Below are 26268 nucleotides of genomic sequence, written 5' to 3'. Positions count from 1 at the left end.
GATCTGTAATCAGAACGGTAATCACAATGGACGTCCGGGGATTCTCCTTCCCTACCCGGCACGCCAACCCAGGGGAAGGTGACGAGGAGACATGATGCAGAACATGCGGAAAATCAAACTGACCGTGCTGGCCGCCGCCATGGCCATGGCCGGTATCGCGGGCAATGCCTGGGCCGACATCAAGGCCGCCGAGAAGTGGGTGGATGCGGAATTCCAGCCCAGCACGCTGTCGCGTCCACAGCAGGTCACCGAGATGCAATGGTTCATCGACGCGGCCGCCAAGCTCAAGGCCAAGGGCGTCAAGGAAATCCACGTGGTCTCGGAGACCCTGGACACACACGCCTATGAATCCAAGACCCTGGCCAAGGCCTTCGAGGAAATCACCGGCATCAAGGTCATCCACGACGTGATCCAGGAAGGCGACGTGGTCGAGAAGATGCAGACCTCCCTGCAATCGGGCAAGTCCATCTATGACGGCTGGGTCAACGACTCCGACCTGATCGGTACCCACTACCGCAACGGCCAGACCGTGGTGCTGAGCGACTACATGGCCGGCCCCGGCAAGGAATACACCAACCCCGGCCTGGACCTGAAGGACTTCATCGGTACCAGCTTCACCACCGCCCCGGATGGCAAGCTCTACCAGCTGCCTGACCAGCAGTTCGCCAACCTGTACTGGTTCCGCGCCGACTGGTTCGCGCGCAAGGACCTGCAGGACAAGTTCAAGGCCAAGTACGGCTATGAGCTGGGCGTGCCGCAGAACTGGTCGGCCTACGAAGACATCGCCGCCTTCTTCACCAATGACGTCAAGGAACTGGACGGCAAGAAGGTCTTCGGCCACATGGACTACGGCAAGAAGGACCCATCGCTGGGCTGGCGCTTCACCGATGCCTGGCTGTCCATGGCCGGTGCTGCCGACAAGGGCCTGCCCAATGGCTTGCCGGTCGATGAATGGGGTATCCGCGTAGCCGACGACAAGTGCACCCCGGTGGGCGCATCGGTCTCGCGCGGCGGTGCCACCAACTCGCCGGCGGCGGTCTACGCCCTGACCAAGTACCTGGACTGGATGAAGAAGTACGCCCCGCCCGAAGCGCTGGGCATGACCTTCTCCGAAGCCGGCCCGGTGCCTGCCCAAGGCCACATCGCGCAGCAGATCTTCTGGTACAGCGCCTTCACCGCCAGCATGACCAAGCAGGGCCTGCCGGTGGTCAACGCCGACGGTTCGCCCAAGTGGCGCATGGCCCCCGGCCCGCACGGCCCGTACTGGAAGGATGGCATGCAAAACGGCTACCAGGACGTGGGTTCGTGGACCTTCCTCAAGAGCACCCCGCCGGACCAGATGGCTGCGGCCTGGCTGTACGCGCAGTTCACCACCTCCAAGACCGTCTCGCTGAAGAAGTCCATCGTCGGCGTGACCTTCATTCGTGACTCCGACATCCGTTCCGACTACTTCACCAAGAACGCCGCCAAGTACGGTGGCCTGATCGAGTTCTACCGCAGCCCGGCCCGGGTGGCGTGGACCCCGACCGGTACCAACGTGCCCGACTATCCGAAGATGGCGCAGATCTGGTGGAAGAACATCTCCTCGGCCATCTCCGGCGAGAAGACCCCGCAAGGCGCCATGGACAACCTGGCCGAGGAAATGGACGGTATCATGGCCCGCCTGCAGCGCGCCGGCATGAAGCAGTGCGCGCCCAAGCTGAACCCGAAGAAGGATCCGGCCACCTGGCTGTCCGACAAGGGCGCACCGTGGGCCAAGCTGGCCAACGAAAAGCCGAAGGGCGAAACCATCCCCTACGACAAGCTGCTGCAAGCCTGGAAGGATGGCCGCGTCCGCTGATGCAGCCTGATCGCCATCACGCGTGAGATGACGCCATCCCGGCCGGTGTCGGGGTGGCGTCTTCAATTTGAAGCGGCGCGTGTTGACTTGGTTTTACGTTGAAACTTAGTCTCCTCCGAGATTGACCGCATCTGAATTGCGGTTGCGGCCCGCAGGAATGTGTTATTCCATTTTCAAACCTTAGTATTTCAGTCGTCTGCAAGGAATCATCATGGCCTATCTGCTCGCCCTCGACCAGGGTACCTCCAGCTCGCGCAGCATCATTTTCGACCAGAGCGGCGCCATCGTCGCCACGGCCCAGCAGGAATTCCCGCAGATCTTTCCGCAGCCGGGCTGGGTCGAGCACGACCCCATGGACCTGTGGCAGAGCCAGTTGCAGACGGCGCAGAAGGTACTGGCGCAAAGCGGCATCAAGGCCGAAGAACTGACGGCCCTGGGCATCACCAACCAGCGCGAGACCACCGTGGTGTGGGAGCGCGCCACCGGCAAGCCGGTCTACAACGCCGTGGTCTGGCAGGACCGCCGCGCCGAAGTGGTGTGCGCGGCGCTGCGTGAACGAGGACTCGGCGAGGCCATCCAGAAGAAGACCGGGCTGGTGCTCGATCCTTATTTTTCCGGGACCAAGCTGCGCTGGATCCTGGACAACGTCGACGGCCTGCGTGCGCGTGCCGAACGGGGCGAACTGCTGTTCGGCACCGTCGATTCCTGGCTGGTCTGGAACCTGACCGGGGGCCGCCTGCATGTGAGCGATGTCTCCAATGCCTCGCGCACCATGCTGTGGAATATCCACACCGGTGCCTGGGATGAAGAACTGCTGCAGTGGCTCGATATTCCCGCCGCGATGCTGCCGCAGGTGCATGCCTCGGCCCACATTTATGGTGAGATCGATGCGCAGCACCTGGGTGCGGCGGTCAAGATCGGCGGCATCGCCGGCGACCAGCAATCGGCCCTGTTCGGCCAGGCCTGCGTGAGTCCTGGCATGGCCAAGAATACTTACGGTACCGGCTGCTTCATGCTGCTGCATACCGGCGACCAGTGCGCGACATCGCACAACGGCCTCATCAGTACCGCTGCCTGCCAGGTCGATGAACGCAAACAATATGCGCTCGAAGGCAGCGTCTTCATCGGCGGTGCCGTGGTGCAGTGGCTGCGCGACGGCTTGAAGGCCATCAAGACCTCCACCGACGTCGAGGGACTGGCCTGCACGGTGGAAGATTCGGGCGGGGTGGTGTTCGTGCCGTCCTTCACGGGGCTGGGTGCGCCGTACTGGAATCCCGGTGCCAAGGGCGCCATCGTCGGGTTGAGCCGGGGCAGCACGGTGGCCCACATCGCCCGCGCGGCGCTGGAATCGATTGCCTTCCAGAGCACCGCCTTGCTCAATGCAATGGTCAAGGATGCGGTCTCGCCCATCACCGAATTGCGCGTCGATGGCGGGGCCGCGGCCAACAACCTGCTGCTGCAGTTCCAGGCCGACCTGCTGGGCATTCCGGTGATCCGTCCGCAAGTGACCGAAACCACGGCGCTGGGTGCGGCCTATCTGGCCGGGGTGGCCACGGGGGTCTATCGTGACTTGTCGGAGCTGTCTGCACAGTGGCGCATGGAGCGCACCTTCGAGCCGCACTTCACGCGCGAGCAGGCGCAGGAACGCATTCATGCCTGGGAGGCGGCCATCCGCCAGGTCAGCGCGGCTTGATCGAGAAAGCGGCGGCGCAGTGCTGCGCCGCCGGGATGCATCAGTTTGGCGTGCCGGTGCTGAGCATCTGCATGGTGTCGAGATGGCTCAGGCGCGCCCATTCCTCGCCGCCCCGGGCGACGATGGTATCGGCTTCGGGCGTGGCCATCAGGTCGAGGATCTCGGTGTCGCTCATTTCCATGTCGTCGTTGTAGCGGAACACCTTCAACACCGGGCGGGTCAGGTCCTGCGCATTCTGGCGGATCACGAAACCGGAGCGGCCCGATTCCAGCTTGACGATGGAGCCGACCGGGTAGATGCCCAGGGTCTTGACGAAGGCCAGGAACATGGCGCGGTCGAAGTGGCCGGTCCAGGAGGCCATGCTGGAAATCGCTTCGGCAGGGTCCCAGGCGCGCTTGTAGGGACGGTCCGAGGTGAGCGCGTCATACACGTCGCAAATCGCCGCCATGCGCGCATACAGGCTGATCTGGCCGCTGCGCAGCAGTTCCGGGTAGCCGTGGCCGTCCATCTTCTCGTGATGGTGCAGGCAGACATCGCGCGCGTAATCGGGCACGTTGGGGTCCAGGCTCAGGTATTTGTAGCCCAGTTCGGGATGCTTCTTGATCAGGGTGAATTCATCGTCGGTGAGCTTGCCGGGCTTGTTGAGCAGGTCGTGCGGCAGGAAGGCCTTGCCCACATCGTGCAGGAAGCCACCCAGGCCGGCTTCGCGGCAGGCCTTCTCGTCCAGGCCCAGGGTGCGCCCCAGGGCGACCATCAGGGCGCAGACCGCCACCGAGTGCAGGTAGGTATATTCATCGGCCAGTTTGAGGCGCAGCACGCTGAGCGTGCCATTGGGGCTTTGCAGGACGGCCCCGGCAATTTCCTCCACCACCGTCACGCAGCGCTCCATGTCCAGCGCCTTGCCCAGCCGGGCTTCGCTGAACATGGCCTTGGTCGCCTTCTTGGCGTTCTCGCGCAGGGCTTCGGCTTCCAGCAGGGTGGTGTCGATGTCCGGACCCGGCGGCAGTTCGGGGGCAGGCTCGGCGGGCACGGGTGCGCTGTCTTCAGGGGCTGCCCCTTGCCCGTTCGTCTCGGCCACATCCAGCCCGCGTTCCGGATCGATCCAGCAGTGGGCGATGCCGCTGGCATGCGCCTGCTTCAGGTCGGCCTCATTCTTGAGCAGGAACTTGTTCTTCCAGAACGGATGGTCCAGCCAGGCCGCTTCGAAGCCGCAGAAATACATCCCGAGGACCAGATCCTCCGTTTTAATTTTTTTCAACATTTCTCGTACATCTTTCCGGCGCACCGGGGAACGGGTTGGCGTGGCGCTCCTGGCCGCAGGCGATGGAGCGCCGAGGGTACGCGGACAGGATTGCTTGTCGTTAATGATCTCATATGCATGACCATATGTGAACGTTTCTGATTTGTTGCAATCGTGCCAATGCCGCGCCGTTGCGGGCTGCCGGCGCACCTGGCCCGGTTTCAGACCACGGCCGGTTTCATCAGCGGCTGGTCGGCCAGTGTGCTGCGGATGAGGCCCAGGGCATGCTGGATGTCACTGCGGCTGGCGATGCCGCCGATGCACACCCGCACGGCCTGCACCGGGGCGGCCGTCACCGAGAAGGCATCCACCCCCACCACGGCCACGCCATTGCTGCGCATCTGGGCGGAAAAGCTGCTGGCCTGCCAGCCGCCGGGCAGCTTGAGCCACAGGTGGAAGGCTTCCGCTTCGGAGGCATAGCTGTGCTCGGGCAGGATGCGGGCGGCGATCTTCTGGCGGGCCATCGACTCCTTGCGGATGTTGGCCAGCGCCAGGTCGGCCACGCCGTCGCGGATCCAGTGCGTGGCCAGGGTCGAGGTGACCGGCGAGGCCATGACCGTGGTCGCGCGCAGGGCGGCCGTCAGGCGTGCGGCCGAGGCCACGTCCGGCGCCACCATGTAGGCGATGCGCAAGCCCGCGCCCACGGTCTTGGCCAGGCCCGTGACGTAGTAGGTCAGTTCGCTGCCCAGGCTGGCGATGGCCGGTGGCGCATTGCGCGGCAGGAAACCGTAGGCATCGTCCTCGATGATGGCGACCTCGTAGTGGCGGGCGATCTCCACCAGCGCCTGGCGCCGTGACACCGAGGTCGTGCAGGTGGTCGGGTTCAGCAGCGTGGGATTGCAATACAGCGCCTTGGGCGCGTATTGCGCGCAGGCGCCCGCGAAGGCCACGGCATCGATGCCTTCATTGTCCATCGGCAAGCCGACCAGCTTGATGTTGAGATGCCCGGCCAGCGCCCGCAGGCCGGGATAGGTGACGTCCTCGCAGCAGAGCACGCCGCCCGGCCCGACCACCATGGTGAGGATGGCCAGCAGCGCACATTGCGCGCCCGGCGTCACCAGTACCCGTTCCGGTTCCACCAGCAGCGCGCGCCGGCGCAGCCAGAGCGCACCGGCTTCGCGATCCTCCGGCGATCCGCCGAAATCCTGGTAGCGCATCAGGTCGCGCAGGCGGCCGTTGACCTTGCTCCATCCCGACTGCATCAATTCCATCAGCTCCGGCGACTCCGGCTCGGGCGGCATGTTCATCGACATGTCCACATTGGGCCGGCCTTCGGTCACGCGCGGGATGCGCGGACGGCGTTTGCCGCAGACGAAGGTGCCGCGTCCCACCACCGAATCCACCAGGCCGCGCCGATGCGCTTCCGTATACGCGCGGGCCACCGTGGTGAAGTCCAGGTCCAGCAACTCGGCCAGCTTGCGTTGCGGCGGCAGGCGCTGCTCGGGCTGCAGGTGGCCGGTGGCGACATCCTCGGCGATCGCATTGGCGATGGCCAGGTAGAGCGGTCCGCTGCCCTTCTTCAATTTCGGGACCCACAGGGTGCTGTTCTTGGACATGGCGGCTTCCTCGTTTCCGGCGTTCAACATTGACTGCATCGAAAAGCCTCATTGAATGCAATTTGCATTCCATCCAATCGGACTGCAAAGGGGCTGCGATTGCACCGTCTTGCGTCATCCCGTGCAGTGCCGGCGCACCAACTCAAGACACGGCGCTGCGCCAGGGTGCATGCGGGTTTGCGCGGTGTTTGCGGATTGTATGGAGGGATTGAATGGATTGCTTCATGGCCCGTAAAAAACCTTTCGCCGGTGACGATTCGGCAAGCCGCACAGGAGCTGGGGGTGGCATCGGAATGCTGCGATTGACGGGATTTTTATGCAGTCAATTTACCCATTGACGGGGTGCTGGTGGCACGCCTGATGCATTCAATGCCAGCGTCGCGGCGAGGTCGCCGGACCACTTCCCCAAGTGCAGACCAACAGCAATCGAGAGGAGTATCACCATGCCCGCAGTCACCAAAGCAGCCCACGCCCCCGGCGATTTCCTGGTGGATTATGAAGAGAAGGTATTCGAAGACGTCAAAGCCCAGCCGGGAGAAAAAGCGCTGGTGACTTTCCATACGGTGGCCTTCGAAGGCTCGATCGGTTTCGTCAACCTGCTGCAGGCCACGCGCCTGAAGCGCAAGGGTTTCGAGACCTCCATCCTGCTCTACGGTCCCGGTGTGACGCTGGGCGTGCAGCGCGGTTTCCCGACCCTGGGCGATGAGGCTTTCCCCGGTCACCAGAACTTCAACAAGCAGATCGTCAAGTTCATGGAAGAGGGCGGCAAGGTCTACGCCTGCCGCTTCGCCCTGCAGGCCCTGTACGGCCACGGCGAGCCCTCGCTGATCCCGGGCATCCGCCCCATCAATCCGCTGGACGTGCTGGACCTGGTGCTGCTGCATCGTCGCGACAACGCCTTCATCCTCGACACCTGGACCCTGTAAGCGGAAGGGCGGCCCCATGAGCAATCACAAGAGAACGGTACGGGCGGCGGCGGTACAGATCGCGCCCGACCTCGACAGCGAACACGGCACCGTGGCCAAGGTCTGCCAGGCCATTGCCGAGGCCGCTGCGCAAGGCGCGCAACTGGTCGTGTTTCCGGAAACCTTCGTTCCCTACTATCCGTACTTCTCGTTCGTGAGGCCGCCCTTCGCCTCGGGCCCGGAACACCTGCTGCTCTACGAGCGGGCCGTGACGGTGCCCGGTCCCGTGACCCAGGCGGTATCCGAAGCCGCACGCGCGCATGGCACGGTGGTGGTGCTGGGCGTCAACGAACGCGATCACGGCACGCTCTACAACACGCAGCTGGTCTTTGATGCCGATGGCACCCTGGTATTGAAGCGCCGCAAGATCACGCCGACCTATCACGAACGCATGATCTGGGGCCAGGGCGATGCCAGCGGCCTGAAGGTGGTGCCCACCGCCGTGGGCCGCCTGGGGGCGCTGGCCTGCTGGGAACACTACAACCCGCTGGCGCGCTACAGCCTCATGGCGCAGCACGAGGAAATCCACTGCGCACAGTTTCCCGGTTCCATGGTGGGCCAGATCTTTGCCGACCAGATGGAGGTGACCATCCGCCATCACGCACTGGAATCGGGCTGTTTCGTCATCAATGCGACCGGCTGGCTCACCGATGAACAGATCGCCGCCATCGAGCCCGATCCCAAGGCGCAGAAGGCCCTGCGCGGTGGCTGCTGTACCGCCATCGTCTCGCCCGAAGGCAAGCTGCTGGCCGAACCCCTGCGCAGCGGCGAAGGCATCCTGGTGGCTGACCTGGACATGGAACTGGTCACCAAGCGCAAGCGCATGATGGATTCGGTGGGCCACTATGCGCGCCCGGAACTGCTGCACCTGGTGATCGATGATCGCCGCACTTCGCCCATGTCATCGCTGTTCCCGGTCGAACAGCCCGCTCCTGTCATCCACTCCTCCACGAGGTCCCATCATGCAGACAGCCGTCATCCAGTTGCACCCCCAGCGTCCGAGCCGCAAGGCCCCCATGGAATTGATCTCGGAACTGCAGTCCTTGGGGCTGCGTCTTGACGATCCCGCAGCCGGCGCACAGAGCCGCCGGGGCGGGGCAGGGCCGTCGGATCACAAGGCGGTAACCGTCGACGGGCATACCGTGATGATCCCGGTGCATACGGCCGGGGCCTGGTCCTCGCCCTATGTGGCCACGCAGCCTGGCGCCGATGGCGCTTCGCGCATCCTGCGCGATGGCGTGGAGGTGGGCGTGGTGTCCTTCCCGCACCAGCCGCGCTTCTACAAGATGCAGACCTTCGATGGCATCCCCTACGGCAAGATCGCCACGCTGCATGGTGCCGATGTGCTGGCCACCACCATCCTGCAGAGCTGCATCCGCTACGAGAGCCGCCGCAAGTCCTGCCAGTTCTGCGCCATCGGCCAGTCGCTGGCGGCCGGCCGCACCATCCTGCGCAAGACGCCCGAGCAGCTGGGCGAGGTGGCGCGTGCGGCAGTGCTGCTCGATGGCGTCAAGCACATGGTCATGACCACCGGTACGCCCAATGCCACCGATCGCGGTGCGCAGCTGCTCTGCGAGAGTGCCTTCGGCGTGAAGTCGGCGGTGAACCTGCCGATCCAGGGCCAGTGCGAGCCGCCCGACGACAACGTCTGGTTCCGCCGCATGGCCGATGCCGGCATCGATACCCTGGGCATGCACCTGGAAGCGGTCACGCCGGAAGTGCGCAAGCGCATCATGCCCGGCAAGGCTACGGTGCCGGTGGAGCGTTACATGGAGGCCTTCGCCGCTGCCGTCGAGGTGTTCGGACGCGGGCAGGTCAGCACCTACATCCTGGCCGGCCTGGGTGACAGCGACGAGGCCATCCTCAGGATGAGCGAGCAGCTCATCGCACTGGGCGTGTATCCCTTCGTGGTGCCCTTCGTCCCGATCTCGGGCACGCCGCTGGAAGATCACCCTTCTCCCGATGCCGCATCGATGCGTCGCCTGCTCGCGCCCCTGGCCGACATGCTCGCTGGTGCCGGCATGCGCTCGGGCGACGCCAAGGCCGGCTGCGGCAAGTGCGGTGCGTGTTCCTCGCTGTCTTCGTTCGAAAGGAAATGACATGAGCGACGTGGCCGAAAAAATTTCCCTCGCGCCTGAAATCCTGGCGCAAGGCGTGCGCATCAAGCTGGCGCTGGACAAAGGGGAGCGCGAAGCAGCGCGCCGCCTGCGCCGGGACGTGTTCTGCACCGAGCAGGGTGTCTTCCGGGAGGACGACACCGATGCCATCGACAGCATCGCCATGCCCATCGTGGCCGTTCTTGAGCGCGCCGATGGTTGGCGGGAAATCATAGGAACGGTGCGTATCCATGAATCTTCGCCAGGCGTGTGGCACGGTTCCCGGCTGGCCGTGGCGCAGCATGCGCGCCGCATCGGCTCGGTCGGCAGCGGCCTCATCAAGCTGGCCGTCTCCACCGCCCATGCGCATGGCTGCCACACCTTCCTGGCCCAGGTGCAGAGCCAGAATGCACCGCTGTTCCGGCGCCTGCACTGGCATACCCTGGCCGAGATCGAAGTGCATGGGCTGCCGCATCACCAGATGCAGGCCGACCTGTCCTTCTATCCGCCCATCAGCGATGGCGACGTCGGTTTCATCGTGGGTGGCCGCCAGGAGCACAAGCCATGAATGCGCGCCACGGCAGCGCCGCGTTGGCGCAGATCGTCGAGGCCTTGCGCAACTCGCGCGGCATCGCCCACAAGCGCGATATCGACGCGGTGATGCAGGCCTTGCCGATGGCGGCGGCGATCCGGCACCAGGGCCATACCCTGGCCGTGGGCGATGATTGTGCCGCCATTCCCGATGGCGACGGCTACCTGCTGTTTGCCATCGAAGGATTCATCAATGAGTTCGTGGAGCAGCAGCCCTGGTTTGCCGGCTACTGCGGCGTGATGGTCAACGTCAGCGACATCTATGCCATGGGCGGCCGTCCCCTGGCGGTGGTCGATGCGCTGTGGAGCCGTGGCGGCGAGGCTGCACGTCCCATCCTCGAGGGCCTGGCCGAGGGCGCCCGCGTCTACGGCGTACCGCTGGTGGGCGGACACAGCAATGGCCGCAATGACCGCGAGCAGTTGTCGGTTGCCATCATGGGCCGGGCCAAGCGGCTGCTCACCAGTTTCGATGCGCGCAGTGGCGAGCACCTGGTGGCGGCCATCGATTTGCGCGGACGCTTCCAGGAACCCTATGCCTACTGGAATGCCAGCACCGGTGCGCCCGCCGAACGCTTGCGCGCTGATCTCGAGGTGCTGCCCGGGCTGGCCGAGGCAGGCCTGGTGCGGGCGGCCAAGGACATCAGCATGGCCGGCGTGATCGGGACCGCCCTGATGCTGCTGGAGTGTTCCGGCAAGGGGGCGGTGATCGACCTGGATGCCGTGCCGCGTCCGCCGGAGGCCGATTTCCTGCGCTGGCTGGGCGCCTTCCCCAGCTATGGTTTTTTGCTCAGCGTGGCCGGGGAGGACCTGCAGGAAGTACTGTCCCGCTTCGCCGCGCGCGACATTGCCGCTGCCGCCATCGGCCGCATTGATGACAGCCGCCAGCTCGACCTGTGCATGCAGGGGCAGCGGCTGCCGTTCTGGAACCTGGCCGAGGAAGCGTTGATCGGTTGCGGTCCGCGCCGGGGGGCGTAAATGGACGCACTACGCACACCACTGCGCATCGCCATGCTGACCCACTCCGTCAATCCGCGCGGCGGTGTGGTACACGCCTTGCAACTGGCCGAGAGCCTGCAGGCCATGGGGCAGGACGTCACCCTGTTTGCCCCCGACGCCCGCGGCAAGGGTTTGTTCCGGCCTGCGGCCTGCCATTTCCAGCCGGTGCCGGGACCCGTGCAGTGCGGTGATGTGGCTGGCATGGTGCGCCAGCGCATCGACGATTACCTGCGCTGCTTCGCGCAGCGCGACATGGGGCGCTTTGACATCTGCCATGCGCAGGATTCCATCAGCGCCAACGCACTGGCCACCCTGGCCGAGCGTGGCGTGATCGGCGGCTATGTGCGCACCGTGCATCATCTCGACCAGTTCGACGATGCGCGCCTGCACGCCTGGCAGGAACGCGGCTACCGTGAGGCCGACCTGGTGCTGTGCGTGAGCCGGACCTGGCAGGACATCCTGCTGCGCGAACATGGCGTGCGCTCCGCGCTGGTGTCCAACGGGGTCGACACGCTGCGCTATACCCCCGAGCCAGGACCCCGCGATCAGGCTTTGCGGCATGCCCTTGGCCTGACCGGCGCCCCGCTGTTGCTGGCCGTCGGCGGCGTCGAACCCCGCAAGAACACGCTGGGCATCCTGCAGGCGTTCGTGCGCCTGCGCCGCGTCTATCCGCAGGCGCAACTGGTCATTGCGGGTGGCGCCAGCGTGCTCGATCACGCGCACTACCAGCAAGCCTTCCAGGCCGAGCTTGAGGCCGCCGCCTTGCCGGCCGACACCGTGCGCATCCTCGGCCAGGTGGCCGACGCCGACATGCCGTCCCTGTTCCGTTGTGCCGATGTGCTGGTGTTTCCCTCGCTCAAGGAGGGTTTCGGCCTGGTGGTGCTGGAGGCCATGGCCAGCGGCGTGCCGGTGGTGGTCTCGCGCATCGCGCCTTTCACCGAGTATCTCGACGGCGACTGCTGCGCCTGGGTCGATCCGACCGACCCGGCCTCGGTGGCCGCCGGCATCGCCCATGCGCTGGACCCGTGCGCGCGGCCAAGTTTGATCGCGGCGGGCCGGGAAGTATGTGCGGGCTTCGCATGGCAGCGCTCGGCACGGCGGCATGCGGACCTGTATGCAGATTTCATCAGCTGCCGTCCGTTGGCAGCGTCATTCCAAGAGGAACACCATGCCTGAAATGCACTTTCGCGTCCGCTGGCCGGACGACACCGTCACCGATTGCTATTCGCCCTCGCTGGTGGTGAAGGAACACCTGGAGGCCGGCCGCAGCTACCCGCTGGCCGAGTTCGTCCAGCGCAGCGCGACCGCGCTCAACATCGGCAGCGAGCGGGTGCGCGAGAAATACGGTTTCGCCTGTTCATCCGCCCTGGACCAGCTGCGCCGCATCGAGGAGCTGGCTGCCCGCTTCGAGGCCAGTCCCGATCCGGTGGTGCGGGTCGAATCCTTTACGCCCTGAGCGGCATCTTCCTGACTCTCCATCAACACGACATCGCAAGAGGAACATCATGGCTACCCCATCTTCCGGCGCAGCGCGCCACCACAGCGTCATCATCATCGGCGGCGGACAGGCCGGCCTGTCCATCAGCTGGTACCTGAAACAGGCCGGCATCGATCACCTGGTGCTGGAAAAGCACGAGGTCGGCCATGCCTGGCGCAACGAGCGCTGGGACACGTTCTGCCTGGTCACACCCAACTGGCAATGCAACCTGCCCGGCTATCCCTATCGCGGTGACGATCCCTACGGTTTCATGAAGAAGGATGAGATCGTGGCCTACCTCGATGGCTTCGTGGCCAGCTTCCAGCCCCCGGTGCGCGAAGGCGTGAGCGTCCAGAAACTCTGGCGCACAGGTGAGGGCTGGCACATCACCGCCAGCGATGGCGACTATACGGCCGACCAGGTGGTGGTGGCCGTGGGGGGCTACCATATCCCCGTGGTGCCGCGTGCGGCCGAGCGCCTGCCGGCCGATATCGTGCAGATCCATTCCAGCCAGTATGTCAATCCGGAGTCGCTGCCTGAGGGCGAGGTGCTGGTGGTCGGTACCGGCCAGTCCGGCTGCCAGATCGCCGAAGACCTGCACCTGGCCGGACGCCGCGTGCACCTGGGCGTGGGCGAGGCGCCGCGCGTGGCGCGCACCTATCGCGGCAAGGATGTGGTGGAGTGGCTGGACAAGATGAAGTACTACGACCTGCCGGTGGACCAGCATCCGCTGGGCACGGGCGTGCGCGAGAAGACCAACCACTACGTCACCGGCCGTGATGGCGGGCGCGATATCGACCTGCGCAAATTCGCCCTGGAAGGCATGCAGCTCTACGGCAAGTTCGACAGCCTCGACGGCGAGGTCGTGCGGTTCGGGGCCGGTCTCAAGGGCTATCTCGATGAAGCCGATGCGGTCTCCGAAAGCATCAAGGACAGCATCGACAAGTTCATCGCCGCGCAACAGATCGAGGCGCCGACGGAGGCCCGCTATGTGCCGGTCTGGCAGCCTCCCGCAGAGGAAGTGCGCACCCTGGACCTGCGCGCACGGGGCGTCTCGGCGGTGGTGTGGTGCATCGGATTCCGTACCGATTTCAGCTGGATCGCCGAGCCCATCTTCGATGGCCGTGGCTATCCCGGACATGAGCGTGGCGTGACGGCGGCACCGGGCCTGTATTTCCTCGGCTTGCCGTGGCAATACACCTGGGGCTCGGGCCGCTTCTCGGGCATAGCCCGCGACGCGCGCTACCTGTTCGACCACATCACGGCGCTGCGCGCGCAGGCCGGGCAGCCGGCGCTGTCGCAAGCCGCCTGATTGCCGGAGGCGCCCATGCATCCCGCACCGCAGCCCTTGCCGGTGGAGGCCGGCTCCTCCGCCTATGGCCGGCTCATGGACTTCTCGCGGCAGGACCCGCACGCCTTCTGGCGCATGCAGGCCAGCCGCATCCACTGGCAGCGCGCTTTCGACCAGGTCCTCGATGATGGCCGTGCGCCGTTTGCCCGCTGGTTTGCAGGCGGGCTGACCAACCTGTGCTACAACGCCGTCGACCGCCATCTGCCAGAACGGGGCGAGCAGTCGGCCCTGGTGTGCGTGTCGCAGGAGACGGGGCAGGAGCGCGTACTGAGCTATCGGCAACTGCACCGGGAGGTCAGTATCATGGCCGCCATCCTGCGTGCTCGCGGGGTGCAGCGCGGCGACCGGGTGCTGGTCTATTTGCCCATGATGGCCGAGGCAGCCATTGCCATGCTGGCCTGTGCCCGCATCGGGGCGGTGCATTCGGTGGTCTTTGGCGGCTTCGCGCCGGCCAGCCTGGCCGCGCGCATTGCCGATGCGGCGCCGGCGCTGGTGGTGTGTGCCGATGCCGGTTTCCAGAACGGCGTAGCGGTCCGCTACAAGACCTGGGTCGACCAGGCCATGGACATCGCCGGCTGCAGCTGCCCGGTGCTGGTGGTCGATCGCGGCCTGCTGCCCTGGACTGCCGTGCCGCAGCGTGATCATGATTATCACGCCTTGCGCACGCAGTACTTCGACGCCGACGTGCCCTGCGTGTGGCTGGAGTCCGGCGAGCCCAGCTACCTGCTCTACACCTCCGGCACCACCGGCCAGCCCAAGGGCGTACAGCGTGATACCGGTGGCCATGCAGTCGCCCTGGCGACGTCGATGGCCCTGCTGTTCCAGGGCCAGCCGGGGCAGACCATGTTCACCACCTCCGACCTGGGCTGGGTGGTGGGGCACAGCTATGGCGTCTATGCACCCCTGCTGACGGGGATGTGCACGGTGCTTTACGAAGGCTCGCCGATGCGCCCCGATGCCAGCGCCTGGTGGCGCCTGGCGGAAAAATACCGGGTGAACCTGATGCTGTCCTCGGCCACCGCCATGCGCCTGCTCAAGCGCGGCGGGCGCCGGGCCTTCCGCATGGCCGACCTGTCAGCGCTGCGATGCCTGTTCCTGGCGGGCGAACCGCTGGACGAACCCACGGCGGCCTGGCTGGACGACGCCCTGGGCAAGCCCGTCATCGATCACTACTGGCAGACCGAAACCGGGTCCCCGGTCATCGGCCTGCCCTTGACCGACCTCGATGGCCGCACCCCCTTGCGCCGCCAGCGCGGCTCGCCCGGCTTGGCCACAGCCGGCTATCGTCTTGAATTGCGCGATGAGCACAGCGGTGCGAGCTGCGCGCCGGGCAGCAAGGGCTTGCTCATGGCTGCCGGTGTCCTGCCGCCAGGCTGCTTGACCACGCTGTGGCAGCGCGATGAACAGTTTGTGCGCACCTACTGGAGCCAGTTGCCGGAACAGGCCGAGCCGTCATCGCCGTCATCGCCGTCCGGGCAGTGGCGCTATGCCACCTTCGATCTCGCCGTGGCCGATGTACAGGGCCATCTGCGGGTGCTCGGGCGCGCCGACGATGTCATCAACGTGGCGGGCAAGCGGCTGGGAACGCGTGAAGTGGAAGAGATCCTGCTGGCCGATGATGCTGTGGCCGAGGTCGCCGTCTTCGGCATACCGCATCCTCTGCGCGGACAGGTACCGGTGGCCGTGGTGGTGCCGCGTCCTGATACCGGCTACCAGCGCAGCCTGCTGGAACATCGGCTGGGAGACGCCGTGGTGGCGGCCATCGGCGCCTGGGCCAGGCCGCGCCGCATCGTGCTGGCGCAAGCCTTGCCGCGCACGCGCTCGGGCAAGGTCTTGCGCCGGGACCTGCGCGAACTGGTCGCCCGCGAGGCCAGCGGCGACGTTGCTGCGCCGGAATTGCAGGAACTGCAGCAGGCATTGGCTGCCGCCGCCCGCCTGGACCTGCCGGAACCGGCATGAGCAGTCGGCGGCAGCGCACGAAAAAAAGCCCGTCCGGGGGAGTGGACGGGCTGAAAGATCCGCTGGATGTCGTCGCAGCGGACAAGGGGAAAGAGGAGATCCCGATGTGGCTACTGTAGGCTCCGAAAATTAAGCCAGACTTAAATCGGCAGAAAATCGCAGCGCAGTCCTGGCGACCCGCCGGGAGGCCACTTGCCACTTGCCACATGGCAACGTGGCATGCGCGCATCACTTCATCCCGCTTTGCCGGGAACCGCGCGAATTGTTGAAGTTCCCATGCCGCCCGCTGTTACGCTTGCAAGCAATCGGATTGCGTGACTACAACGGGGGAACGATCCGAGCATGGCGTCCGGTCGCATCAGAACGGGACGAGCCCTGGCTGCGGCCAGGCTCGTGATGACGGACCGACCCATTCCCCGCACTCCGGCCAAACCGGGGTCATAACAACATTCCATTCTGCCCTCAGGTCCGACCGCAGCCAGGCTGCGTGCCGGCGAGGGCGCTTGCTTGATCATCCACAGCTTTCCAGGTCAATACACCATGACATCTTCTTCCCTGCGTACCCGACTCATTGCCCTCTGTGCCGGCATCGTCGTACTGGCCATGCTGGCCATCGTCCTGACCAACTTCATCACCGCACGCTCGCGCACCATGAGCGTGCTGGACGGCCAGATGGCCCAGCTGGCGCAGAGCCAGGCATCGGCCATTGCAGAATGGGCCGATGCCAGGAAACTGGTGGTCTCCTCCATCAAGCAGGCGGCTGACGCCGCCGAACCGCTGCCCTTCGTGAAGGCGGCCGAGACCGCCGGCGGCTTCGACCTGGCCTACATCGGCTACGCCGACAAGCACGCCGTGTTCTCGCAGCAGCGCAACCGCGCGCCGGACTACGATCCGACCAAGCGTCCCTGGTACCAGCTCGCTTCCTCCAGCAAGGGGCCGGTGCTGACCGCCCCCTACACCAGCGCCAGTACCGGCAAGCTGCTGGTGACTTTCGCCGAAGCCATCACCAAGGACGGCCAGGTCACGGCCGTGGCGGCGGCCGATGTGCTGCTCGACAGCGTGGTGGCCGATGTGGTGGCCATCAAGCCCACCCCCAACAGCTATGCCTTCCTGGTCGACCTGGGCGGCAAGATCATTGCCCACCCCAATGACAAGCTGCGCCTCAAACCCTTGTCGGACCTGGATGCGGCCATCACGCCGCAATCGCTGTCGGCCGCCATGGCCGCCAACAGCCATCAGGAACTGGCGCTGGACGGCCGCAAGCAGATGCTGTTTGCGGCCCGCGTGGCCGGCACCGACTGGCTGCTGGTGGTGGCGGTGGACCGCGCCGATGCGCTGGCTTCGCTGACGGCCATGCTGGCCAGCTCGGGCGTCATGGCGGTGGTGGTGACCATCCTCGCTGCCCTGGTGCTGGGTGCGCTGATCTCGCGGGTGCTGCGCCGGTTGTCGGTGGTGCAGCGTGCGCTGGAAGAAATCGCCGATGGCGACGGCGACCTGACGCGCCGCCTCGATACCCATGGCAGCACCGATGAGCTGGGCCGCATCAGTGCCGCGTTCAATCGCTTCGTCGACAAGGTCGAGCACGTCATGCTCGACATCCGCGAGGCCAGCCACACCATCCACGCCGCCACCCGCGACATCGCCAGCGGCAACATGGACCTCTCGCAGCGCACCGAATCGCAGGCCAGCTCGCTGGAGCAGACGGCCGCGGCCATGGAGGAACTGACCTCCAGCGTGCGCCACAACGCCGACAACGCCCACCAAGCCAACGAACTCTCGCAGTCGGCCTCCGAGATCGCCGGCCGGGGTGGCGCCATGGTGGAGCAGGTGGTCCAGACCATGAGCGCCATCAATGCCTCTTCGCAGAAGATCGTGGACATCATCAGCGTGATCGACGGCATCGCCTTCCAGACCAACATCCTGGCCCTGAATGCGGCAGTGGAAGCGGCCCGTGCGGGTGAGCAGGGACGCGGCTTTGCGGTGGTGGCCTCCGAAGTGCGCTCGCTGGCCCAGCGTTCGGCCACGGCCGCCAAGGAAATCAAGGTCTTGATCAGCGATTCGGTGGAGCAGGTGCGCGCCGGTGAGCAGACCGTCAGTGAAGCCGGCAGCACCATCCGCAGCGTCGTGGAAAGCGTGCGCAAGGTCAGCGACGTGGTGGCCGAGATCACCTCGGCCAGCCGCGAGCAGAGCCAGGGCATCCAGCAGACCAACGACGCCGTGGCCCACATGGACCAGGCAACGCAGCAGAACGCGGCACTGGTGGAAGAGGCCGCCGCCGGTGCCCAGCAACTGCAGGAGCAGGCGGCGCGGCTGGCGGAGGTGGTGGCCTTGTTCCGCTTGCGGGATGCGGCGCGGCAATGAATTTCACACCGGTAAGGATTTGTGGTTTAAAAAACAACTAATTGTAAAAAAGACTAAACTTTTTGTTGTCGTTTGATTAAAATCAAACTCGTAAAGATATCAATTCGACAACAAAGAGGAACGTCATGAAAGCCCTGATTGCAGCCATCCTTCTGGTAGCCAGTTCAATCGCGGTCGCAGCGCCTGGTGGTAACAACAAGGGTGGCGGCAACTCCGGTAATTCCGGCAACTCCGGTAATTCCGGCAACTCGGGTAATTCCGGTGGTTCCGGTGGTTCCAGCAGCCCTGGGCTGGGTACCGCCAGCGTCAATGACGTGATTCTGGCTGGCAAGACAGCCAACAATTTCGTGCTGACCAGCGGCAACGCGCAGTCGGGCCAAGATGGCGACAGTTCGCTGTTCAGCAGTTCGTTTGGCGGCGGAACCTGGAATCTGCTGGGCAAGATCGGCTCCAACAGCGCCCTGTCGGGCTCCGCCAGCCAGGTCCTGGGTTCCAACCTGACCCTGACCTTCAGTGTGGCCAATGGCAGCAAATCCGGTACCTGGAGCATCACCTCCAGCAAGAGCCTGCAGATGGACCTGGTGCTGGGCATTCACGCGGGCAATGCTACCGGTTCCTTCCTCTTCGACAACCTGGTGCTCAACGCCGGCCAGACCAAGTCGGGCAGCTTTGCGATCAACTGGAACAACAATGGCGGGCAGGTGCCGGCGTTTTCCAACGCCACCCTGTTCACCTCCAACGCCTCGCTGCGCAGCGTCGCACCGGTGCCGGAACCGTCGACCTATGCCATGCTGCTGGCCGGTCTTGCCATGGTGGGATGGCTGGCTTGGCGCCGTCGCAGCCAGTTTGCTGCATCCGTACCGGCAGCTGCCGCCTGATCCGGGTTTGCGCCGCGCCACTGGGCGCACGTATGAAGAAAAACGCGCTGGCTTGCGGGCCAGCGCGTTTTTTTGTCATGTCCAACAGTCTTTGCGTGAATGCTGCGACGATCTCAGCGCTCGCGCACATCCGGCAGCAGTACCGTCAGCACCCCTGCCAGCGGCAGGAAGGCGCACAGGCTGTAGACCCAGGCGATGCCGTACAGGTCGGCCAGGTGACCCAGCAGCGCCGCACCGATCCCGCCGAAGCCGAACATGAGGCCGAAGAACACCCCCGCAATCATGCCCACCTTGCCCGGCACCAGCTCCTGGGCGTAGACCACGATGGCCGCAAAGGCCGAGGAAATCACCAGCCCGATCACCACCGACAGCACGGCCGTCCAGAACAGGTTGGCGTGCGGCAGCATCAGGGCGAACGGGGCGGCGCCCAGGATCGAGATCCAGATCACCAGCTTGCGGCCGATGCGGTCGCCAATCGGGCCGCCCACGAAGGTGCCCACCGCCACCGCCCCCAGGAACAGGAACAGATACAGCTGGGAGGAAGCCACCGACATCTGGAAGCGCTCGATCAGGTAGAAGGTGAAGTAACTGGTGAAGCTGGCCATGTAGAAATATTTGGAAAACACCAGCAGCGCCAGCACCACCAGCGCGCGGCGCACGGTGGCCGCCGGCAGCGCGTGGGCCGCGCGCGGCTTGCCTTTGCCCTTGTTGGCCGCGAGATGCCCGCGATACCAGGCCGACACCCGCGACAGCACCACGATGGCCAGCACCGACAGCAGCACGAACCAGGCCACGTTGCCCTGGCCATAGGGCACCACGATGGCTGCCGCCAGCAAGGGGCCGAAAGCCGAACCGGCATTGCCGCCGACCTGGAAGGTCGATTGCGCCAGGCCGAAGCGTCCCCCCGAGGCCATGCGGGCGATGCGCGAGGCTTCCGGGTGGAAGGTGGAGGAACCGATGCCGATCAGGGCGGCCGCCAGCAGGAAGGCGTGGAAGCTGCCCGCCAGCGCCAGCAGCACGATGCCGACCAGGGTCGCCACGGCGCCGGTGGGCAGCAGCCAGGGCTGGGGATGGCGATCGGTATACATGCCGATCCAGGGTTGCAGCAGGGAGGCCGTGACCTGGAAGGTCAGCGTGATCAGCCCGACCTGCGTAAAGGTGAGGCCATAGCCGGTCTTGAGCATGGGATAGATCGAGGGCAGCAGCGCCTGGATCATGTCATTGATCAAGTGCGCACCGCCGCAGGCCAGGATGATGCTCATCACCAGCGGCTGGGCGGCGATGGCCGCAGGAGAATCGGTGGAGGCAGTCGCGCCGGAAGGCACGGCCGCATTGGAGTCGGTGGCACTGGTCATGGTGTGGAGAAGGCAAGCACGAGGAAGACTCGAAGCGTATCATTGGCACCTATTCATGATGATGACACTTGTTGTCGAATAAATGCCATGCGTGCCCACCTGACCTCCGTTTGTCCCAGCGCTGAAGTGGATGCGTTCCAGCACCTGCCCAGCAGCGTGGTGGCGTTTGCCCGCGAGCTCTCGGCGCGTGACCTGCTCACGGCGCACTCGCATCGGCGCGGCCAGTTGCTCTATGCGGTGGAGGGCGTGATGCAGGTGCGCACCCCGCAGGGCGTGTGGCTGGTGCCGCCGCTGCGGGCGCTGTGGGTGCCGCCCCAGGTGGAGCACGAGATCCTCATGCTCACGCGCGTGAGCATGCGCACGCTCTACATCGATGAGGCCCAGGGCCGCGAACTGGGCGCGCAATGCCGCCTGCTGGAAGTGTCGGTGCTGTTACGGGAACTGATCCTGGCGCTGCTGGCCGAGCCGCGCGAGTACGCGCCCCGCAGCCGCGCCGGCCATGTGGCCGAACTGATCCTGTCGGAACTGGCCCGTGCGCCCGCCATTCCGGTGGCCATCCCGTGGCCGCGCGACCGCCGCCTGCAGGCCATCTGCGAAGCCATCCTGGAGGACCCGGGGCGGCAGTTTTCCCTGGCCGACTGGGCGGGCATGGGCGGAGCCAGCGTGCGCACGGTGATCCGTCTCTTCCCGAAGGAAACGGGTTTGCAGTTTCGCCACTGGGTGCAGCAGGTGCACCTGAGCGAAGCACTGGTGCGGCTGGCGCGCGGCGACGCCGTGGGCGTGGTGGCGCAGGCGCTGGGATATCGCAGCCAGAGCGCGTTTTCCAACATGTTCCGCAAGGCCTTGCGCAGTTCGCCCAACCACTACCACCCGCGCCAGGACAAGCGCCGCATCACGTTGGCGGCTCAATAATGGATGGTCACCACCTTGGGCCCGCGCCGCTTGTCCGGGACCACCGGTACCGGCTGTCCTGCGGCCATGCCGGCCGCGCCCCCGGGACGCTGCGCATCGCGGTCGAGGAAGTAGGGATCCTCCTCCGGGGCAAGCGCCGTGGCAGCGCCCAGGAACTGCCGGGCGCGCTCATTGGCCACTCCTTCGCCGACCGAGCAGACCTGGAAGAAGTCGGCACTGCCCTCGGAGAAGTCGACGCGGCACTTCTCGGCCACCACCACTGAAATGTCCAATGCGCCGGCATTGGCGGCCACGGCCCGCTCGCTGCGCGTGGCCTGCAGTGCCAGCAGCGAAGCCAGCAGGGCGATGACGGCATGTGTCTTGACCATGGGATTCTCCTGTCTGGTTTCCACTGTAGAGCAATGCCGCTGGCGCAGGCATCGGAGAAATCCTGAACCGCCACCTTGAGCAGGCCGGCAGAGGCGGCCAATTCCGGGCACACTGGCGGCTTCGTTCGCCTTCCATGGAGCCTGCATGTCTTCTCCCCACCGCCTGCCCGCCATCAGCCGCGAGGCCATGCGCCCTGACCAGACCGCGATGCTCGATGCCATCCTGGCCGGCCCGCGCAAGAATCTCAACGGACCTTTCGTGGCCTGGATCCACAGCCCGCCGCTGGGCGAACTGGCCCAGCGCCTGGGAGCCTTCTGCCGCTATGACACCGGCCTGCCGCTGCGCCTTTCGGAGCTGGCCATCCTCACCACCGCCGCCTGCTGGCAATCGCAGGCGGAATGGTTCATCCATCTGCCCATCGCCATCGAGGCCGGCATCGATCCGGCCTTGGCCGAGCAGATCCGGCTGGGCCAGTCACCGCAGTTCGTGGCCGACGATGAGGCCGTGATCTGGCGCTTCGCCAGCGAGCTTTACCGCGACAAGCGGGTCAGCGATGCCACCTATGCGCAGGCCTGCGAGATGTTCGGCTTGCAGGTCGTGGTCAACCTGGTCGGCTTGCTGGGCTATTACGCGCTGGTGGCCATGACCCTCAATACCTTCGGCATGCGTGCCGAAGGGCAGGGGGAGGACAGCCTGCCCTTTGCGGAGCCGCCCGCCCGCGCCGGCTGATCGACCGAGACGCCGCGTCCCGCCTGGCTGTTGCCGGTTTTCAAGTGTAAAGATTGTCGATCTTCCACCGTTACCAAGTCATGAGAGCTCCGAACCAGGAGAGTGAACATGGCAATGGAAACCGATCTGGTCATCACCGCGCGCGACGCCCTCGCGCAACTGGCGCAGCAAAACCTGCCGCGCAATGACGCCGCGCCCGCAGCGGCGAGCACGCCTGCGCCCTTGGCACCGGCCGTGCCGGACGAGGGCGTGACGCTGTCGCTGTCGGCGCAGGGCAAGCTGATGGCCGCGCTGGCCACGGCCGTCGACAAGGTCACCACAGCCGCAGTGGATTCCACCGAAGCTGCGCAGGCGGCCACGGTGCAAGCGCTCGCCCGGTCGGTGGCTGATGCGGCCGGTCCGGTCACGCGTGCCACGCTCTTCGCCATCGAAGCCCGCCTGGTGGCCGCGCGCCGTGGCAGCGACGCCATCGCCGCAGCCGACGCTGAAGTGCCGCCCTCGAACGATCCCCAGCGGCTGCGCCAGGCACGCCAGGCGACCGAGTCCTTGTATGGACGTGCGGACAATCCGTTTGCATACAAGTCGCGCGCCGAGCTCTCGGCCATCGTGTATGACGAGAGCGGCTCCTACACCGTCAACGAGCGCTACGCTGCGGCCAACCAGCGCACCGAACTGGACCAGAAGTTCTGGGCGCCAGTGTTCCAGCGCGCCCTGGAGAGTGGTGACTGGAAACCGGTCATCACGGCCGCCCTGGTGTTCTATGCCAGCTTGTCTGCATTGGAGCAGACCGCCTATCCGGACAACTACGCCCAATTGCTGCAGCAATACCTGGATCTCTACCAGTTGCAGTCACCGTCTTCCCCCAGCGCGCTGCCGCCGCAGCAACAGATGGACCTGGCGCGCATGCTGGAAACCCTAGTGCTGCCGCTGGGCCCGCTGGCGCTGGCCGGTGGCGTGATCCGGGGATTGGCACTGCCGCGCCTGGGACCGTCGCTGGCCGAACTGATCGCCGCTGCACCGCGCCTGGCCGATCTGCTCCAGGTCAACAACAGCGCGCAGGCGGCCCAGGACAGCGCCTACCTGATGTTGTTGCAGCGGGTCTTTGGCGTGTCACGGCGGGAAGATGAGCCGGCACCGGTGCGCCGTGCGGCAGCCGGCACAAGTGCGCGTGACTTCCTTGCCTATGGCGACCGGCGCCTGTTGGCCGAAGCTTACGATTACGCGCAGGCCCACGAGATGGCGCTGGAAGAAGTCGATGCGCTGGCGCGCGACCTGGCGGCCTATCGTCGTGCCCGTGCCGGGAATGCGGGTCTGTTGGGGGCAGGCCAGGGCGCTGCTGCCACCAGTGCAGGCAGCGTGGACGCCGTCGATGAGGTGTTATCCCATGCGGCCCGCATGAGCAGCGAAGAAGCCACGATTGCACGGCGCCTGCTGGCCAGCCGTGCGGCCAGCCTGACGCGGCTCGACCACGGTTTCCTGGCCAGGCTGCTGGATCCTGCCGGAGGCGGCTGGCGCGATGGTCAACTCAGTGGCCACGCCGTCAGTTTCAGCGCGCTGGAGAAATTGCTGGCCGGCCTGGCCGGGGTGAACATCGGCGAGTCCGTGGGCGATGCCAGCGCGGTGGAGGCGTCCTATCGCATGGTGCTTGAACGCATCGCGCTGCAGGATCCTTACCTGCTGCGCCAGCCGGCGCATGTCGCCGCCGAGGGCACGCAGACGCTGACACTGGCCGCGCAGATGGCTGCGCTGGCGCGCAGCGATGCGGCCGATACCGCCTTCATGAACAATGCCCTGATGCTGTTGCGCATGTATCGCATGTCGCTGACCATGAGCCCGGCCGAGCAGCGCACGCTGGCCGAGCTGGTGTATTCGGCCATGAAGAAGCGGCGCGTGCGCACGCGCCGTGGCAAGCTCTTCGTGGCCTGGGCCGGGCGCAGTCCGCTGATGCCCTCGCTGCCCGGCTGAGTCGCTGCCCCGCTGACCTGACTTCACGCCACCGGCCAGGCGCGCTCCAGGATGGCCTGCTGTACGCCCAAGGTGGTGCCATCCAGGGCGCCGTAGACGCGCGCGCCATCGCCGTCGCTGCGGCTGGCGAGGAAGGCCTCGGCCGATTCCTTTGGGGCATGGCGCAGCATCAGCATGCTTTGCAAGGCCAGTACCAGTTGCTGCACCAGCCGGCGTGCGCAGGCTTCACGTTCTTCTTCCGGTGCGGCCAGCGACTGCTTGAGCGTGCGCACCTGTCGCGCCAGTGCCGGATGGGCGCTGGCGGCATCGTCGAGTTCCATCAACAGCCGCGCAAAGCCCTCGGCCTCGCGGCTCATCGCGCGCAGCACATCGAGGCACATCACGTTGCCGGATCCTTCCCAGATCGAATTGACCGGCGCTTCGCGATACAGGCGCGCCATCGGTGCGCTTTCCACATAGCCGTTGCCGCCCCAGACTTCCATGCATTCGCCGGTGAAGGCCAGTGCACGCTTGCAGATCCAGAATTTGGCCGCGGGTGTGACGATGCGCTTCCAGGCGCGCTGCAGTGGATCATCGGGGGCATCGAAGGCATGTGCCAGGCGCAGCATGAGCATGGTGGCGGCCTCGCTTTCCAGCGCCAGGTCGGCCAGCACCGCGCGCATGATCGGCTGCTCGGCCAGCCGGCGGCCGAAGGCGCTGCGGTGGCGCGCATGGTGGATGGCCTGCACCAGCGCCTGGCGCATCAGGGCAGCGCTGCCGATGACGCAATCCAGGCGCGTGTGGTTGGCCATCTCGATGATGGTGGGAATGCCGCGACCGTCTTCGCCGACCATGATGCCCATGGCTTCCTCGAACTCCACCTCGCTGCTGCTGTTGGAGCGATTGCCGAGCTTGTCCTTGAGGCGCTGGATCAGTACCGGATTGCGTGTGCCATCGGGCAGCCAGCGCGGCACGAAGAAACAGGACAGGCCATTCTCGGTACGGGCCAGCATCAGGTGCGCATCGCACATCGGCGCCGAGAAGAACCACTTGTGGCCGCAGAGCAGGTAAGCCTTGCCGCGCCCGCTATCGAGCGGATCGACCGGCATGGCGATGGAGGCATTGCTGCGCACGTCCGAGCCGCCCTGTTTTTCGGTCATGCCCATGCCGATCAGGATGGAGCGCTTCTGCGTCATCGGCAGGTCGCGCCCGTCGTGCTCGCGCGAGAACAGGCGGCTCTGCAATTGCGCGAACAATGCCGGCTCCTGCTGCAACACCGGGATGGCGGCGAAGGTCATGGTGGTCGGGCAGAGCGAGCCGGCCTCGACCTGGGCATGCAGGAAGTAGCCGGCGGCCCGTGCCGCGTGTGCGCCGTCGCCGGGCTGCATCCACGGCAGCGCATGCAGGCCGGCGCGGCGCAGCTGCTCCAGCAGCGTGTGCCAGGCCGGATGGAACTCCACCACGTCGATGCGATGGCCGGTACGGTCATGCGTGTGCAGCACCGGTGTGTGGGTGTTGGCCAGTGCGGCCAGTTCGCCCATCTCGGCCCGGCCCAGCAGTTCGCCCTGGCAGGCGAGCGTGCCATCGTGCCAGTGCGCGCCTTCGCGGTGCACTGCCTCGCTGAGGGCAAGGTCGCGGTGGTAGAGGTTGTAGTCGCACAGGTCGGGGACCTGGTTGAGGATGTCGTGGGTGTGCATGTCGTCTCCATGGTTGCGCAGCCGCTTGCCGATGAGTACGCCCTGTTGGAGTTGTGATGGGACGTGCCCGATACAGTGTAGGGCATCGCCGGTGGGCGGACAGGGCAACAATGCTTTAAATGATTTGGCTATATCCTTATAAGCATCTTGTTAGGGCGCGCCACCGGCACATGCGCTGGAGTCATATTAGAATGCCCCT

General features: G+C 65.7%; 21 protein-coding genes. 16 read left to right on the top strand and 5 right to left on the bottom strand.

The features are described 5' to 3' along the window. Window positions 1-91 precede the first annotated feature (91 nt). Window positions 92-1840 carry an ABC transporter substrate-binding protein gene (locus FYB76_RS15230; protein WP_154134195.1) on the top strand — a complete coding sequence of 583 codons (1749 nt, stop codon included), beginning with the start codon at window positions 92-94 and terminating at the stop codon, window positions 1838-1840. Between the two features lie 211 nt (window positions 1841-2051). Further along, entirely contained in the window at window positions 2052-3533 is a 1482-nt protein-coding gene (glpK, locus tag FYB76_RS15225) for a glycerol kinase GlpK (RefSeq protein ID WP_154134194.1), read from the top strand. Between the two features lie 40 nt (window positions 3534-3573). On the opposite strand, the gene FYB76_RS15220 is transcribed toward glpK, so the two are convergent. Together FYB76_RS15220 and FYB76_RS15215 are read right to left on the bottom strand one after the other, a co-directional pair. Beyond that, window positions 3574-4794: an HD-GYP domain-containing protein gene (locus FYB76_RS15220; protein WP_088754755.1), complete on the bottom strand. Its 1221-nt coding sequence runs from the start codon at window positions 4792-4794 to the stop codon at window positions 3574-3576. Between the two features lie 200 nt (window positions 4795-4994). Beyond that, window positions 4995-6389: a PLP-dependent aminotransferase family protein gene (locus FYB76_RS15215; RefSeq protein WP_229296980.1), complete on the bottom strand. Its 1395-nt coding sequence runs from the start codon at window positions 6387-6389 to the stop codon at window positions 4995-4997. A 443-nt stretch (window positions 6390-6832) separates the two neighbouring features. Between FYB76_RS15215 and FYB76_RS15210 the strand changes: the two genes are divergently transcribed. The 11 genes from FYB76_RS15210 to FYB76_RS15160 all read left to right on the top strand — a co-directional run bounded on the left by FYB76_RS15210 (window position 6833) and on the right by FYB76_RS15160 (window position 19063). Continuing rightward, window positions 6833-7315: an MSMEG_0572/Sll0783 family nitrogen starvation response protein gene (locus FYB76_RS15210; RefSeq protein WP_006463016.1), complete on the top strand. Its 483-nt coding sequence runs from the start codon at window positions 6833-6835 to the stop codon at window positions 7313-7315. A 16-nt stretch (window positions 7316-7331) separates the two neighbouring features. Then, window positions 7332-8414 (top strand): Nit6803 family nitrilase, encoded by a 1083-nt coding sequence (locus FYB76_RS15205; protein WP_154134193.1) that lies wholly within the window; start codon window positions 7332-7334, stop codon window positions 8412-8414. Beyond that, window positions 8371-9453, top strand: coding sequence for an MSMEG_0568 family radical SAM protein (locus tag FYB76_RS15200; RefSeq protein ID WP_154134192.1), 1083 nt, complete (start codon window positions 8371-8373; stop codon window positions 9451-9453). The genes FYB76_RS15205 and FYB76_RS15200 overlap by 44 nt, the downstream gene beginning before the upstream one ends. A 1-nt stretch (window position 9454) precedes the next feature. Then, the gene (locus tag FYB76_RS15195) at window positions 9455-10018 is read left to right on the top strand and encodes an MSMEG_0567/Sll0786 family nitrogen starvation N-acetyltransferase (protein ID WP_154134191.1); all 564 of its coding nucleotides are present in this window, start codon (window positions 9455-9457) and stop codon (window positions 10016-10018) included. Next, the gene (locus FYB76_RS15190; protein ID WP_154134190.1) at window positions 10015-11016 is read left to right on the top strand and encodes a sll0787 family AIR synthase-like protein; all 1002 of its coding nucleotides are present in this window, start codon (window positions 10015-10017) and stop codon (window positions 11014-11016) included. Before FYB76_RS15195 ends, FYB76_RS15190 begins: the two co-directional genes overlap by 4 nt. After that, the gene (locus tag FYB76_RS15185; protein WP_195724648.1) at window positions 11017-12213 is read left to right on the top strand and encodes an MSMEG_0565 family glycosyltransferase; all 1197 of its coding nucleotides are present in this window, start codon (window positions 11017-11019) and stop codon (window positions 12211-12213) included. It begins immediately after the preceding gene. Continuing rightward, window positions 12206-12493 (top strand): MSMEG_0570 family nitrogen starvation response protein, encoded by a 288-nt coding sequence (locus FYB76_RS15180; protein ID WP_088754762.1) that lies wholly within the window; start codon window positions 12206-12208, stop codon window positions 12491-12493. Before FYB76_RS15185 ends, FYB76_RS15180 begins: the two co-directional genes overlap by 8 nt. A gap of 49 nt (window positions 12494-12542) precedes the next feature. Beyond that, the gene (locus FYB76_RS15175) at window positions 12543-13826 is read left to right on the top strand and encodes an MSMEG_0569 family flavin-dependent oxidoreductase (protein WP_154134189.1); all 1284 of its coding nucleotides are present in this window, start codon (window positions 12543-12545) and stop codon (window positions 13824-13826) included. A 15-nt stretch (window positions 13827-13841) separates the two neighbouring features. Continuing rightward, entirely contained in the window at window positions 13842-15824 is a 1983-nt protein-coding gene (locus FYB76_RS15170) for an AMP-binding protein (protein WP_154134188.1), read from the top strand. Between the two features lie 540 nt (window positions 15825-16364). Further along, window positions 16365-18185 (top strand): methyl-accepting chemotaxis protein, encoded by a 1821-nt coding sequence (locus tag FYB76_RS15165; RefSeq protein ID WP_154134187.1) that lies wholly within the window; start codon window positions 16365-16367, stop codon window positions 18183-18185. 125 nt (window positions 18186-18310) lie between these two features. Further along, window positions 18311-19063, top strand: coding sequence for a PEP-CTERM sorting domain-containing protein (locus tag FYB76_RS15160; protein ID WP_154134186.1), 753 nt, complete (start codon window positions 18311-18313; stop codon window positions 19061-19063). 113 nt (window positions 19064-19176) lie between these two features. Here the strand turns inward: FYB76_RS15160 and FYB76_RS15155 are convergent, their stop codons facing one another. Continuing rightward, complete coding sequence (locus FYB76_RS15155; RefSeq protein ID WP_088754767.1) at window positions 19177-20418, bottom strand: MFS transporter; 1242 nt, start codon at window positions 20416-20418, stop codon at window positions 19177-19179. An 87-nt stretch (window positions 20419-20505) separates the two neighbouring features. Here FYB76_RS15155 and FYB76_RS15150 point away from each other — a divergent pair, with 87 nt between their 5' ends. Further along, the gene (locus FYB76_RS15150; RefSeq protein WP_088754768.1) at window positions 20506-21330 is read left to right on the top strand and encodes a helix-turn-helix transcriptional regulator; all 825 of its coding nucleotides are present in this window, start codon (window positions 20506-20508) and stop codon (window positions 21328-21330) included. Here the strand turns inward: FYB76_RS15150 and FYB76_RS15145 are convergent. After that, a complete protein-coding gene (locus FYB76_RS15145) occupies window positions 21324-21698 on the bottom strand; it encodes a hypothetical protein (RefSeq protein WP_229296979.1) in 375 nt (124 codons plus the stop codon). The two genes, FYB76_RS15150 and FYB76_RS15145, sit on opposite strands and share 7 nt — an antisense overlap. 145 nt (window positions 21699-21843) lie before the next feature. On the opposite strand from FYB76_RS15145, the gene FYB76_RS15140 reads away from it, so the two are divergent. Both FYB76_RS15140 and FYB76_RS15135 read left to right on the top strand, forming a co-directional pair. Next, a complete protein-coding gene (locus FYB76_RS15140) occupies window positions 21844-22428 on the top strand; it encodes a carboxymuconolactone decarboxylase family protein (RefSeq protein WP_088754769.1) in 585 nt (194 codons plus the stop codon). Window positions 22429-22536: 108 nt separating this feature from the next. Continuing rightward, complete coding sequence (locus tag FYB76_RS15135; RefSeq protein ID WP_154134185.1) at window positions 22537-24393, top strand: hypothetical protein; 1857 nt, start codon at window positions 22537-22539, stop codon at window positions 24391-24393. 23 nt (window positions 24394-24416) lie between these two features. Here FYB76_RS15135 and FYB76_RS15130 read toward each other — a convergent pair whose 3' ends face one another. Continuing rightward, the gene (locus FYB76_RS15130) at window positions 24417-26069 is read right to left on the bottom strand and encodes an isovaleryl-CoA dehydrogenase (RefSeq protein ID WP_154134184.1); all 1653 of its coding nucleotides are present in this window, start codon (window positions 26067-26069) and stop codon (window positions 24417-24419) included. Window positions 26070-26268 lie beyond the last annotated feature (199 nt).

This window comes from Herbaspirillum sp. CAH-3 (assembly GCF_009668275.1).
Classification (GTDB): domain Bacteria; phylum Pseudomonadota; class Gammaproteobacteria; order Burkholderiales; family Burkholderiaceae_D; genus Herbaspirillum; species Herbaspirillum aquaticum.
This window is presented reverse-complemented; position numbering and strand designations above follow the sequence as displayed.

What these genes read in the sequence shown, in the direction of transcription:
- FYB76_RS15135 (WP_154134185.1), top strand. Translation starts at nt 22,537, where the DNA reads ATGGCAATGGAAACCGATCTGGTCATCACCGCGCGCGACGCCCTCGCG.
- FYB76_RS15160 (WP_154134186.1), top strand. Translation starts at nt 18,311, where the DNA reads ATGAAAGCCCTGATTGCAGCCATCCTTCTGGTAGCCAGTTCAATCGCG.
- FYB76_RS15180 (WP_088754762.1), top strand. Translation starts at nt 12,206, where the DNA reads ATGCCTGAAATGCACTTTCGCGTCCGCTGGCCGGACGACACCGTCACC.
- FYB76_RS15220 (WP_088754755.1), bottom strand. Translation starts at nt 4,794, where the DNA reads ATGTTGAAAAAAATTAAAACGGAGGATCTGGTCCTCGGGATGTATTTC.
- FYB76_RS15145 (WP_229296979.1), bottom strand. Translation starts at nt 21,698, where the DNA reads ATGGTCAAGACACATGCCGTCATCGCCCTGCTGGCTTCGCTGCTGGCA.
- FYB76_RS15130 (WP_154134184.1), bottom strand. Translation starts at nt 26,069, where the DNA reads ATGCACACCCACGACATCCTCAACCAGGTCCCCGACCTGTGCGACTAC.
- FYB76_RS15185 (WP_195724648.1), top strand. Translation starts at nt 11,017, where the DNA reads ATGGACGCACTACGCACACCACTGCGCATCGCCATGCTGACCCACTCC.
- FYB76_RS15210 (WP_006463016.1), top strand. Translation starts at nt 6,833, where the DNA reads ATGCCCGCAGTCACCAAAGCAGCCCACGCCCCCGGCGATTTCCTGGTG.
- FYB76_RS15215 (WP_229296980.1), bottom strand. Translation starts at nt 6,389, where the DNA reads ATGTCCAAGAACAGCACCCTGTGGGTCCCGAAATTGAAGAAGGGCAGC.
- FYB76_RS15205 (WP_154134193.1), top strand. Translation starts at nt 7,332, where the DNA reads ATGAGCAATCACAAGAGAACGGTACGGGCGGCGGCGGTACAGATCGCG.
- FYB76_RS15140 (WP_088754769.1), top strand. Translation starts at nt 21,844, where the DNA reads ATGTCTTCTCCCCACCGCCTGCCCGCCATCAGCCGCGAGGCCATGCGC.
- FYB76_RS15195 (WP_154134191.1), top strand. Translation starts at nt 9,455, where the DNA reads ATGAGCGACGTGGCCGAAAAAATTTCCCTCGCGCCTGAAATCCTGGCG.
- FYB76_RS15230 (WP_154134195.1), top strand. Translation starts at nt 92, where the DNA reads ATGATGCAGAACATGCGGAAAATCAAACTGACCGTGCTGGCCGCCGCC.
- FYB76_RS15190 (WP_154134190.1), top strand. Translation starts at nt 10,015, where the DNA reads ATGAATGCGCGCCACGGCAGCGCCGCGTTGGCGCAGATCGTCGAGGCC.
- FYB76_RS15150 (WP_088754768.1), top strand. Translation starts at nt 20,506, where the DNA reads ATGCGTGCCCACCTGACCTCCGTTTGTCCCAGCGCTGAAGTGGATGCG.
- FYB76_RS15155 (WP_088754767.1), bottom strand. Translation starts at nt 20,418, where the DNA reads ATGACCAGTGCCACCGACTCCAATGCGGCCGTGCCTTCCGGCGCGACT.
- FYB76_RS15200 (WP_154134192.1), top strand. Translation starts at nt 8,371, where the DNA reads ATGGAATTGATCTCGGAACTGCAGTCCTTGGGGCTGCGTCTTGACGAT.
- glpK (WP_154134194.1), top strand. Translation starts at nt 2,052, where the DNA reads ATGGCCTATCTGCTCGCCCTCGACCAGGGTACCTCCAGCTCGCGCAGC.
- FYB76_RS15165 (WP_154134187.1), top strand. Translation starts at nt 16,365, where the DNA reads ATGACATCTTCTTCCCTGCGTACCCGACTCATTGCCCTCTGTGCCGGC.
- FYB76_RS15175 (WP_154134189.1), top strand. Translation starts at nt 12,543, where the DNA reads ATGGCTACCCCATCTTCCGGCGCAGCGCGCCACCACAGCGTCATCATC.
- FYB76_RS15170 (WP_154134188.1), top strand. Translation starts at nt 13,842, where the DNA reads ATGCATCCCGCACCGCAGCCCTTGCCGGTGGAGGCCGGCTCCTCCGCC.